Raw genomic sequence first — 10,288 nt, forward strand, 5'->3', positions numbered from 1 at the left:
CTCATCAACCTAATAAGCGCGTGGTGCTGGGCTGCGATCACGATAATCCCCGCGTGGGTTTTGGGCGAGCACATACTTGAAATTTTACACAAAGCAAAAGAGCACTGGTACGTCGCCGTGCCGGTAGTAGCGATATTTTTGGGAGCTTTGCTCTACGGTTTTAAGCGCATAGAAAATAAAATTTTAAACGAAAGGAAACACAGAGGTGCAATTTCAAATAGTAAATAAAAATTTAGACGAAATCAAAGCCGATTTGGAGCTGATTTTCGTCGTAGATAAAAACCTAAAACATAAATTTATAAAAGACGAAAAGGCGTTTAAATTCGCCAACTACAAGGGCGAGAGCGTCTTGCTTTTACTTGAAAGCGGCAGGGTTTACGTCCCGCTAAATAAGCTTGACTATGACGAGCTTCGCATAGCCGCGGCAAAAGCCTATAACGCCGTAAAATCGCTAAACGTCAAAAGCCTAAAACTAGCCTCATACGTCGCGGGCTGCCAAAAAGTGAGCTTTCAGGCTCTAACCGAGGGCTTTTTGCTGGGTGCATATGAATTTAACAAATACAAAGAAAAAAAAGAAAAATACGCGCTAAAAGAGATTATTTTTAGCAGCGAGGAATTTAGCGGCGAGATCGTGCGCGAAAACGACGCGCGGGACGGCTTTGCTCACGGTGAGATAATCGCTACGGCGACGAATTTCACCAAAGACGTCGTAAACGAAATACCTGAAATCTATACGCCGCAAAAAATGGCCGAAGACGCGCAAAATTTAGCCAAATCTAGCCCAAATTTAAGCTGCAAAATTTACGACGAAAAATTCCTCGAAAAAGAAAAGATGAACGCATTTTTAGCCGTAAACAAAGCCAGCGTCCACCCGCCTCGCCTCATCCATCTGATCTACAAGCCAAAAGGCGCAAAAAAGCGCATAATCTTCGTCGGCAAAGGGCTAACCTACGATAGCGGCGGGCTTAGCTTAAAGCCGGCTGATTATATGCTAACTATGAAAGCCGACAAAAGCGGCGCAGCTGCGGCGATGGGTATAATTAAAGGCACGGCGGAGCTAAATTTGCCGTTTGAGATTCACGCGATTTTAGGCGCGACCGAAAATATGATCGGCGGCAACGCCTATAAACCCGACGACGTGCTGATCTCTCGCAGCGGTGTTAGTATCGAAGTGCGAAACACCGACGCAGAGGGTCGTTTGGTGCTTGCCGACTGCCTTAGTTACGCGCAGGATTTTAAGCCCGATATCCTCATCGACATGGCGACGCTAACTGGCGCTTGCGTGGTCGGACTTGGCGAATACACGAGCGGCATAATGGGCAACAACGAGGAGCTAAAAGCGGATTTTAAAGCAAAAGCGGCAAAAAGCGGCGAACTAAATACGATTTTGGAGTTTAACCCGCACCTACGCGAGCTGATCAAAAGCCAGATCGCAGACGTCAGCAACACGGCGTCTAGCCGCTACGGAGGCGCGATCACGGCGGGCATTTTCCTAGATAAATTTATAAAAGACGAATTTAAAGACAAGTGGATACACCAAGATATCGCAGGCCCCGCATACACCGAAAAAGCTTGGGGATATAATCAGGCGGGCGCGACGGGAGCGGGCGTGCGAATGAATCTTTATTATCTATGCGCTATGGCAAAGGAGCTGTAATGGGACTAGCAGTAGGTATCGTAGGTTTGCCAAACGTCGGCAAATCAACCACATTTAACGCGCTAACCAAAGCGCAAAACGCCGAAAGCGCGAACTATCCGTTCTGCACGATAGAGCCCAATAAAGCCGTCGTGCCGGTGCCCGATAAGCGCCTAGGCGAGCTAGCTAAAATCGTAAATCCAAACAAAATCCAATACTCCACGATCGAATTCGTCGATATCGCGGGACTCGTAAAGGGTGCAAGCGCTGGCGAGGGTCTGGGAAATAAATTTCTCTCAAATATCCGCGAAACCGAAGTGATTTTGCACATCGTGCGCTGCTTTGAGGACGAAAACATCACGCACGTAGAGGGCGGCGTCGATCCCGTGCGAGACGTCGAGATCATCGAGACTGAGCTCATCCTCGCCGACATCGAGCAGCTAAACAAAAAAATCGAGCGCCTAACCCGCGAAGCCAAAGCAAACGCAAAAGGCGCGAAAGAGGCGCTAGAGACGGCAAACGCGCTGCTAGCTCACCTAAACGACGGCAAAAGCGCGAGCAGCTTCGGCGGCAAGGATGACGACGCATTTATAAATTTAAACAAAGAGCTAAGGCTACTCAGCGCAAAAGAGGTCGTCTACGGCGCAAATGTGGGTGAGGACGGCATCTCGGAGGATAACAAATACGTACAGGCACTTCGAGAATTTGCCGCGCGCTCGGGACACGAGGTTATCAAGCTCTGCGCCAAGATCGAAGAGGAGCTAGTAGGCCTTAGCGACGAAGAGGCGCACGAGTTTTTAAGCTCGCTAGGCACGAACGAAAGCGGCCTGGAAAAGATCATCAAAACGGCATTTGCGAAGCTAAATTTGATCAGCTATTTTACCGCTGGCGTCGTCGAGGTGCGCGCATGGACGATCGTAAAAGGCTGGAAAGCGCCAAAAGCCGCCAGCGTCATCCACAACGACTTTGAGCGAGGATTTATCAGAGCCGAGGTCATCGGCTACGAGGACTACATCGCGTGCGGCGGTGAAACCCCGGCCAAAGAAGCGGGTAAAATGCGCCTAGAGGGCAAGGACTACGTCGTTCAAGACGGCGACGTGATGCATTTTAGATTTAACGTTTAAGCGCAAATCGCTCAAATTTGGCTTTGCTAGCCGAGCGGTTCTTGGCTAAATTTGACCGCCTTTTCTTTATTGACGCGCAGCTTACGAGCCTAAGCGCGGGCAAGATAAATTTTTGCGTCGGCGTATTGGCTACTCTAGTAACCGCGCCATAAAATTTTAGTCTTTAAAAACGCGGTTAAATTTAGCTCGGCGCGGGTTTTGTAGCTCAAATTTGACTCGCGCTAAATTTAAGGAAAAATTTGAAAAAGATCATAGCCGTTTGCGTAACTGTATCAATTTTCCCCATACACAAATAATATTCAAGGACACCAAGATTGCGTAGTTTTAGCACATCGTCGCACTGCTTAGGCAGCGCGCTCAGATGTTACGATCTATCGACAGCAGTATGCAAACTCTACAAAGAAGCAAAATAGGTTAAATTTGAGAAAAATAAAGCTAATAAAATTTAACAAAGGAGCGCGATGATAAAACAGCTCTTGCTACTACTTGTTGCTCTAAATTTCGCCCTTGCAAATTTAACGGACGAAGCTCAAATCACCTACGACGCGAGCGATAAACAAACGGCGGCAAAAATTTGGCAAAAAGCGTGCGAAAAGGGCGAGGCACGCGGATGCGTAAGGCTTGGGTTTTTATACCAAAGCGGCAAAGGCGTAAAGCAAGATGACGAAAAAGCCGGTAAATTTTACCAAAAAGCCTGCGACGCGGGCGAGCTAAGAGGCTGCGATAGCCTAGCTTCGTTACACCAAAACAGCGGCGAACACGCCAAAGCCGCCGCGATTTTTGAGCAAGCCTGCGAAAAAGGATTTGGTTTAAGCTGCTATAATCTAGCTCAAATTTACGAAGCGGGCAGCGGCGTCGCGGCCTGATGAAAGCAAGGCGCTAGACCTCTACGTAAAAGCCTGCGAGCGCGGATACGCCGTAGTTTGCTACTATCTAGGCGGTATGTACGCGGACGGCTGGACCGGCGCAAACGACGAAGCCGCGAAACTTGAAAAACGCGCTCAAATTTTACTCGCTTGCGTGCGAGGGCAAAATTTACGAAGCGTGCGAGGCTTTGGGCAGGCTTTACGAGGACGGCGAGGCTGGTTTTGCGCAGGATATCAAGGCCGCTAGATCCTACTACGACAAAGCCTGCGCCGCAAATGCCTACAAATGCGAGGGTAGCCAGCGTCTGGACGAGCTACAGGGCGGCTGGGCACAGTATCAAAGCGGGCAGTTTGAGGCGGCCTACGAGCTAGGCAAAAGCTCTGCGACGCAGGCGTAGCAAACGGCTGCGCGGCGCTAGGAGAGCTCTACGCAAAGGGGCTTGGCGGAGCGCGGCAAGATAGCGAGCAGGCGGTCAAATTTCACGAGAAAGCCTGCGAAGGCGGCTTTGGAGATTCTTGCGCCAAGCTTTGCAGATGCTATCTCGGGGACGCGGCGCAAAAAGGACGTTTCGCGCGCACCGGAGCTTTTTGAAAAAGCCTGCCTGCTTTGGCGGCCGGGTGCTTGCGAGAGCCTAGCGGACGCGCATTTTGAGGGTGCGGACGCGCCGCAAGATATAGCAAAGGCCTTTAACTTTTACGGGATCGCCTGCCACAACGGGCTAAAACCGGCCTGTACGAACCTGGGCGCGATCTATGAAAGAGGCGTAGGCGAAGCGATAAAAGCGGATGAAAACGAGGCTAAGAGCCTTTTTCGCGAGGCTTGCGAGGCTGGCGACGCGCGCGGGTGTCTAAATCTAGCGTGCCGTCTTGAAAGTAGCGACAAAAAACAAGCCGCCGCGCTACGCCAAAAGGCGCAAAAGCTGCACGAAAAAGAGTGCGAGGCGGGGCTAGCTAAAAAGCGTATGGAGTTTAAAAAATCAACTAATAAAGGAGAAAAATATGAGTTTTAAAAGAGTTTCGCTTGCCGCCGTTGCGGTCGTTTGTTTATTTTTAGGCGGCTGCACCCAGCCTAGAACCACGCAGATAGAGCTGCCAAAAAGCGCGCTAGATAGCGTAAATCTACCAAACGAGGTAGCCATAGACGGCGAAAAATTCGTCTTAAAGCAAAAAAACGCAAGAACGGCGGAATTTTATCTACCGAGTGAAAAAGTCGGCTTTAAATGGAGCAAGCTAGTAAGCGTCACCGTCGATGAAAACGCCGATATCAACGAATACCAAAGAGCCTTTATCACCGCGCTAAAAAGCGGACAGTTCGGCAAAGCGGAGTATGATTTTAAGTCTATAAACGATAAAGAGTATCAAGCTTACACGATCTACTATCCGATCGCAGGCAACCCCGATTTTGACAACTACGAGATCAATCTAATCAACGTAAAAAGCCTTAACTGCGGGCTTAGAGTCACGCACTACGCGCTAAAGTTTCTAAATATCGCAGATAGAAGCAAATTTCACGCGCTAATCAAGCAAAAAATGCCGATATTTTTAGCGCAGATGCCGCAGGTCGAGTGTAAATAAATTTACTTTCGGGCGTTATTTTAGCCGCCGCTAAATTTAGCGCCCTCTTTGCGGGCTTCAAATTTGACCCCAAAAAACCGCGACAAATTTGACGCTTTGCTTGCGCGGGCGGTCAAATTTGACGAGCGTAACGGCTGCAAATTTAACGCCGATCGGTTTTAGGCGGCAAATTTACGCTTCACGCCTGCTTAAACGCTAGAGAAAACTACCCAAAGGAAAAATATGGAAAACGGCGGACTGGCTGTGTATTTCGGAGAAAATTTGGCGCAAATTTTATCGCAAAAGATAAAAGCGGTTTATCCTAAATTTGACGCGCAGAGCTACCGCGGGCAAATCGCAAAGAGCACGCCAAATCTCGGTTATTCGCAAAGGATTTTGGCACACGCAAACGCGCTAAATGAACTTTTGCCGCCCGATTTTAGGCGTGCGGCGGAGATTTTGGTCGCGATTTTAGGCGAGGAAAACCCGAACGAAACGGGCATGTTTAAACACTTTTACTGGACTTTGCCGCTGACAAAATACGTCGAAATTTACGGCATAGACGACTTTGAGGCCTCGATGAGCGCGATTAAGGAAATCACGAAGCGCGGCACTGGCGAGTATGCGGTGCGCGCCTTTATCAAAAAATATCCGCAAGACTCGCTAAAAACAATGATACAGTGGGCGCGCTCGTCAAATTTCCACCTGCGCAGGCTAGCATCCGAGGGGCTGCGACCAAAGCTACCGTGGGCTAGCAAATTAGAGCTTTTCATCAGCGACCCGCGCCCGGTTTTTGCGGTGCTGGAGGTACTTAAAGAGGACGAGGTGCGCTTCGTACAGCGCTCGGTCGCAAATAACGTCGCCGACTATCTAAAGGTAAATTTCGCCGCCGCAAAAGAGCTGCTCGTGTGCTGGCAAAGCTCGCAAAACAAAAATACGCAGCAAATTATCCGTCACGCGACGAGGAAGATAAAAATTTAGTCTTGGCGCAGACACACAAGCTAGCGGCGAGCAAATTTGGGCTTTAAGTTTTTATAAAATTTAAGAAGCAAACGCCCTTGATAGACGATGCGCAAAAAGTAGATGTAAGCCTAATGGCTGTCGCGCCAAAATATAAAATCAAATTTACTAACACCGCCAGAGATCAAATTTGACCCAACCCCCAAAGCGATACGCAAATTTTAAAAGCTGCCGTGCTTAAATTTGAAGCCAAGCGCCCAAATTTAGCGTAGCGTAAAAAACGGGTCGGCGCACAGGCATCGCAAGCGGCCGAGCCTAAAAACAAATCTATCCCGCAAAAATCCTAATCGCCGCCCAAACCGCTAAAGCACCAATCAAAACGCCGACGACAAAGGCCAAAGCGACGTAGATTTTCTGCTTTTTTCTGATCTGCTCGAATTTCTTTTCGTGATGCTTTTTCACGCCCTCAAAGGTCAAATTTAAGATCTTTTCGTTCGTTTGATTTAGCGCATCGGCAAAGCTCTTTATCTGCTCGTCGTTGATATATCGCATAGTCTTGCGCGTCGCGTTAGCCAGGCGTTCGTAGTCCTCGCTGTTTTCCCAGAGCTCGACGACGGTGTTGTTTTCGATGCGCTCTTTTAGTTCTAGCGTCTCTTTTAGCTCGTTTTGTTCGACTAGCTGCGTTCCCATTGCGCCTCCTTAGTTGATAGTTCCTATTTTGTCGCCGTATTTTAGCTTTTGCTCGGCTGCTAGATCAAATTTGACCGCGCCCTGCTCGCTAAGTATGAGTATCGTAGAGCCCAGCTCAAACATCCCTAGCTGCTCGCCCTTTTTTGCGCTTAAATTTTCGTATTCGTAGAGCGCGACGTTACCGGCGCAGGCGTTAGTCTGTATGCGCGCGTCAAAGTCAAATTTCATCTTGCCTACGTTTAGCGCGCCGACAAAGACCAACCACATCTTTTTGCCGCTTGCAAGCTCGCATTTTAGCACCACGCGCTCGTTTTTGGCGTATAGATTCGGCACCTTTAGCAGCGCGCTAACGGCCACGCTATATAGCTCGCCCGGCACGTAGAGTGCGGATAATATCCTCATATCGCAAGGCGCGTGATAGCGGTGATAGTCGCGCGGACTGAGGTAGATATTTACGTACTCTAGCTCGGCGTCTCGCTCTCTGCGCTCCATGCTATCGCCTAGAAGCTCTGCGATACCGTACTCATGCCCCTTGACGCTGATCGCCTTTAGCTCCTTGCTAACTCCGCGCTCTAGGCACGTGCCGTCGCTAGGACTGATGAAGGCCTGCGGCGAAACGTCGAAATTTCGCGGACGCTGTAGCTCGCGAGTAAAAAGCGCCGTAAGGCTCTCGTACTCTCTAGGCTGCTTAAACTCGCTCATGTCGATTTTAAAGCCGCTTACGTATTTTTCATTGATAAAGGTTTGCAAAAACCTCGGAAATTTAACCGCCGCTACAAACCCGAATATCCTAGAAATAAGTCCCCTCATACAACTCCTTTTAGTCTTAATAACGAAATCTCGCTAGGCGCCATTACGCGCACCGGCGGCCCCCAAAATCCGGCGCCTCGGCTAACGTAAATTTGCGTATTTTTGTTCGCGCGGTATAGCCCTGCGACGTATTTTTGATCGAGCCTTACTAACAGCGAAAACGGGAAAATCTGCCCGCCGTGCGTGTGTCCGCTCACGACCAGATCCACGGGCGCGCTTTCGTCCATGTATTTTAAAAATTTAGGCTGATGAGCGAGCAAAACGGTAGGCAAATTTACGTCGCGACCGTCCAGAGCCGCGACCAGATCTGGCTCGTACGCTTTAAATCTTAAACCGATAATATCATAAACGCCGGCTAAATTTACCCCGCCCACTCGTGCGTTTTCGTTGCCTAAAATTTTAAAATTAGTAGTCTCGCGGATCGCTTTTATCGTGCCGTCGATGCCGTTATAGTACTCGTGGTTGCCGGGAACGTAAAAGGTGCCGTATTTGCTCTTTAGCTCGTTAAACGGCGCGATAAACTCGGCCAAACGGTGCGGCGGCAGATCCGCGATGTCGCCTACGATCGCGACCGCATCGGCATCAAGCTCGTTTACGCGCCCGGTTACCGCCCGCGCAAAGTCAGCTCCTAAAAAATCGCCCAGATGAATATCCGTTAAAACCGCGATCTTTAGCTCGCCATTTAGCCCCTTTAGCTCGATATCTTGCTCTTTTACTTCGGGTAATTTTACGGCGTTAAAGATACCTCTAAAAAAGTAGCTAAACGCCAAGATAAGTATCGTGACGTCAAGATATAGGCGCAAAAATTTACGCCTGCTCTCGCTAAACGCGCGCTTGGTTACGGGACGGGCGGCAAAGGCTACGACGTTCGTAAAAAGCACGAACGAAAAGATAATAAACGTCAGCGCCAGCATCAGCGAACAGGCGATGCGAAGGCTCGGACCCAAAAAGTTAAACCGCAGCGAAAAAGCCAGCGCGACGCCGCCGATGGTAAGCGTCAGGAAAAACAGCCCAAGCGCCCTTTTATGCGCAGCAAGCGGCCTGAGCGCGGCATCTGCAAAAAGCCCGCGGTACGAAACGTAATTCATAAAAATGATGATCAAAGACGATAGAACATAAAACATTTCGTAAATTTAGCCAAAATTATTAAATATCTAGCTACTCGGGGTAAATTTACGCGGCTTGCGTATGCGTTTTGGGATAAATTTGATTTATAGCGGACGGCTTTGTTTCGGCAAAATTTGGCGACAGCGAGATAAAATTTATCTAAAATTTGAGAGTAAATTTAGCGGCAAAACGGGCTCGAATTTGACCACTCAAGGTAAGTTCGGCTCGCAAATTTGACATCCCCGTAAATTTGACGCAAAAGGAGCCAAATTCGGCTACTCCTGAATTAATTTTATAAATGTCACACCGTTAGATTTTAAAGCGTTTGCATTAATTTTTTCAGAACCGAACTGTAAAATATATCTATTGCCCGAAACCTCGTATAAAGCCATCAAAAAACCATCCAAATCATCACTTTTATTAGACCATGAACAGTCTTGCAAAAATTTACTTTTATTTTCATGAAAGTTAATGGAGTATGAAGGAGGAAAACTACTTCTTAAAAACCATACATCATTCAAATTTATTTTTTTACCGTTATAAGTGATCAAGTGCTTATTTGTCACGTAAAATCCCTCGTGGATAAAATTCATAACCTCGTAATATATCGATACCAACAAAGCGATAATAAAAATTACGCAACATATTTTCATAAATACTCCGAGCTCTAAAAATAAAGCGCATGGAGGCCATATAAATAAGGCGCAAACGATGATCTTCAACACGCAAAAAAATCTAATAGAGCATAAATATTTATATAGCACCACCTCGCCCTCGTCGAGCTTGACGTTTTCAGGCAAATCCGCCAGCTCGTCGTCCAGCGCCTTGCGCGTCAAATTCTGCTCACTCATCGCCCGCATCCTCCGTTCGGACGATGAGGCTCTTTGGCAGACTAAATTTCTCGATCACTTCGCACTCTTTGGCCCTCATCTCGCCCGCGTCACTCTCATGATCGTAGCCTAGCACGTGAAGTAGCCCGTGCGTGAAAAGCAGCGCCGTTTCGTCATCCTCTCCGTGACCCAGCTCGGCGGCTTTGGCGGCGACTAGCTCGGTGTTTATCACGATACAGCCAAGCGGCGCGTGCAGCTGCATCTCAAGCGGGAAACTCAGCACGTCCGTAGTCTCATAAATGCCGCGCTGGCGGACGTTTATCTCCTTCATCTCCTCGGCGTCAACAAAGCTAAGCTCCACCTCACCCGCGGTCAAATAGTCGCAAATTTGATCCAAAATCCTCGGATAATCGTCCTCGCAAAGTATCATTTTTGGCTTTCCTTTAGTAAAATTTGAGTATGATTTTAGCGAAAATTCGGGTTGATTTTAATAAAACTAGCTTTTGTTTGTTAAGAGGGAAGAGGCTTGAATTACGCTCTGCTAGCAGTTGCGAGGCAAAGCCGAAGCAAAAGAGCTCCCTTCCCCCTTAACAATCCCCCAACCCCTACGACGTGAGAGGTGGCGACACGGCTTTGCTGGCGCAAAGCGTCGCAGGTTTTGTAAATTTTGATGGAGGCAAATTTGACATTTTCAAGGTGCGGGTCTCGGTG

Annotated in this window: 13 protein-coding genes and 1 pseudogene; 9 read left to right on the plus strand and 5 right to left on the minus strand. The window is 48.4% G+C overall.

Annotated elements, in window-relative coordinates; translation table 11 throughout:
* From Q0218_RS10900 to Q0218_RS10935, 8 genes and pseudogenes are all read left to right on the plus strand, one after another.
* Positions 1–228, plus strand: a pseudogene (locus Q0218_RS10900) (DedA family protein); the annotation flags it as partial.
* Positions 206–1,657 carry a leucyl aminopeptidase gene (locus Q0218_RS10905; protein WP_297969526.1) on the plus strand — a complete coding sequence of 484 codons (1,452 nt, stop codon included), beginning with the start codon at positions 206–208 and terminating at the stop codon, positions 1,655–1,657. The pseudogene Q0218_RS10900 and the gene Q0218_RS10905, both read left to right, overlap by 23 nt.
* Entirely contained in the window at positions 1,657–2,760 is a 1,104-nt protein-coding gene (ychF, locus tag Q0218_RS10910) for a redox-regulated ATPase YchF (RefSeq protein ID WP_297969528.1), read from the plus strand. Before Q0218_RS10905 ends, ychF begins: the two co-directional genes overlap by 1 nt.
* Positions 2,761–3,221: 461 nt before the next feature.
* The gene (locus Q0218_RS10915) at positions 3,222–3,626 is read left to right on the plus strand and encodes a tetratricopeptide repeat protein (RefSeq protein WP_297969530.1); all 405 of its coding nucleotides are present in this window, start codon (positions 3,222–3,224) and stop codon (positions 3,624–3,626) included.
* 122 nt (positions 3,627–3,748) lie between these two features.
* Positions 3,749–4,024, plus strand: a complete 276-nt coding sequence (locus tag Q0218_RS10920) for a hypothetical protein (RefSeq protein WP_297969532.1) — start codon at positions 3,749–3,751, stop codon at positions 4,022–4,024.
* A 42-nt stretch (positions 4,025–4,066) separates the two neighbouring features.
* Positions 4,067–4,636, plus strand: a complete 570-nt coding sequence (locus tag Q0218_RS10925; protein ID WP_297969534.1) for a tetratricopeptide repeat protein — start codon at positions 4,067–4,069, stop codon at positions 4,634–4,636.
* Positions 4,626–5,201 (plus strand): hypothetical protein, encoded by a 576-nt coding sequence (locus tag Q0218_RS10930; RefSeq protein WP_297969536.1) that lies wholly within the window; start codon positions 4,626–4,628, stop codon positions 5,199–5,201. The genes Q0218_RS10925 and Q0218_RS10930 overlap by 11 nt, the downstream gene beginning before the upstream one ends.
* A 222-nt stretch (positions 5,202–5,423) precedes the next feature.
* Positions 5,424–6,161 carry a DNA alkylation repair protein gene (locus Q0218_RS10935; protein ID WP_297969538.1) on the plus strand — a complete coding sequence of 246 codons (738 nt, stop codon included), beginning with the start codon at positions 5,424–5,426 and terminating at the stop codon, positions 6,159–6,161.
* A 306-nt stretch (positions 6,162–6,467) separates the two neighbouring features.
* On the opposite strand, the gene Q0218_RS10940 is transcribed toward Q0218_RS10935, so the two are convergent.
* Genes Q0218_RS10940 through Q0218_RS10950 form a run of 3 tightly spaced genes read right to left on the minus strand, consistent with a single transcriptional unit; the run spans position 6,468 to position 8,728 of the window.
* Positions 6,468–6,830, minus strand: coding sequence for a hypothetical protein (locus tag Q0218_RS10940; protein ID WP_297969540.1), 363 nt, complete (start codon positions 6,828–6,830; stop codon positions 6,468–6,470).
* Between the two features lie 9 nt (positions 6,831–6,839).
* The gene (locus tag Q0218_RS10945) at positions 6,840–7,640 is read right to left on the minus strand and encodes a phosphatidylserine decarboxylase (protein WP_297969542.1); all 801 of its coding nucleotides are present in this window, start codon (positions 7,638–7,640) and stop codon (positions 6,840–6,842) included.
* A complete protein-coding gene (locus Q0218_RS10950) occupies positions 7,637–8,728 on the minus strand; it encodes a metallophosphoesterase (RefSeq protein ID WP_297969544.1) in 1,092 nt (363 codons plus the stop codon). Before Q0218_RS10950 ends, Q0218_RS10945 begins: the two co-directional genes overlap by 4 nt.
* 100 nt (positions 8,729–8,828) lie before the next feature.
* Here Q0218_RS10950 and Q0218_RS10955 point away from each other — a divergent pair, with 100 nt between their 5' ends.
* Positions 8,829–8,984, plus strand: coding sequence for a hypothetical protein (locus Q0218_RS10955; protein ID WP_297969546.1), 156 nt, complete (start codon positions 8,829–8,831; stop codon positions 8,982–8,984).
* Between the two features lie 38 nt (positions 8,985–9,022).
* On the opposite strand, the gene Q0218_RS10960 is transcribed toward Q0218_RS10955, so the two are convergent.
* Both Q0218_RS10960 and ybeY read right to left on the minus strand, forming a co-directional pair.
* Positions 9,023–9,598, minus strand: coding sequence for a hypothetical protein (locus Q0218_RS10960; protein ID WP_297969548.1), 576 nt, complete (start codon positions 9,596–9,598; stop codon positions 9,023–9,025).
* Positions 9,591–10,007: an rRNA maturation RNase YbeY gene (ybeY, locus tag Q0218_RS10965; RefSeq protein ID WP_297969550.1), complete on the minus strand. Its 417-nt coding sequence runs from the start codon at positions 10,005–10,007 to the stop codon at positions 9,591–9,593. The genes Q0218_RS10960 and ybeY overlap by 8 nt, the downstream gene beginning before the upstream one ends.
* Positions 10,008–10,288 lie beyond the last annotated feature (281 nt).

The sequence above is a fragment of the uncultured Campylobacter sp. genome, from assembly GCF_938039245.1.
In the GTDB taxonomy this organism is placed as follows: Bacteria; Campylobacterota; Campylobacteria; order Campylobacterales; family Campylobacteraceae; genus Campylobacter_A.

Coding starts and splice junctions, on each gene's coding strand:
- Q0218_RS10950 (WP_297969544.1), bottom strand. CDS start 8,728: ATGAATTACGTTTCGTACCGCGGGCTTTTTGCAGATGCCGCGCTCAGG.
- Q0218_RS10935 (WP_297969538.1), top strand. CDS start 5,424: ATGGAAAACGGCGGACTGGCTGTGTATTTCGGAGAAAATTTGGCGCAA.
- Q0218_RS10960 (WP_297969548.1), bottom strand. CDS start 9,598: ATGAGTGAGCAGAATTTGACGCGCAAGGCGCTGGACGACGAGCTGGCG.
- ybeY (WP_297969550.1), bottom strand. CDS start 10,007: ATGATACTTTGCGAGGACGATTATCCGAGGATTTTGGATCAAATTTGC.
- Q0218_RS10915 (WP_297969530.1), top strand. CDS start 3,222: ATGATAAAACAGCTCTTGCTACTACTTGTTGCTCTAAATTTCGCCCTT.
- Q0218_RS10930 (WP_297969536.1), top strand. CDS start 4,626: ATGAGTTTTAAAAGAGTTTCGCTTGCCGCCGTTGCGGTCGTTTGTTTA.
- Q0218_RS10945 (WP_297969542.1), bottom strand. CDS start 7,640: ATGAGGGGACTTATTTCTAGGATATTCGGGTTTGTAGCGGCGGTTAAA.
- Q0218_RS10940 (WP_297969540.1), bottom strand. CDS start 6,830: ATGGGAACGCAGCTAGTCGAACAAAACGAGCTAAAAGAGACGCTAGAA.
- Q0218_RS10955 (WP_297969546.1), top strand. CDS start 8,829: ATGCGTTTTGGGATAAATTTGATTTATAGCGGACGGCTTTGTTTCGGC.
- ychF (WP_297969528.1), top strand. CDS start 1,657: ATGGGACTAGCAGTAGGTATCGTAGGTTTGCCAAACGTCGGCAAATCA.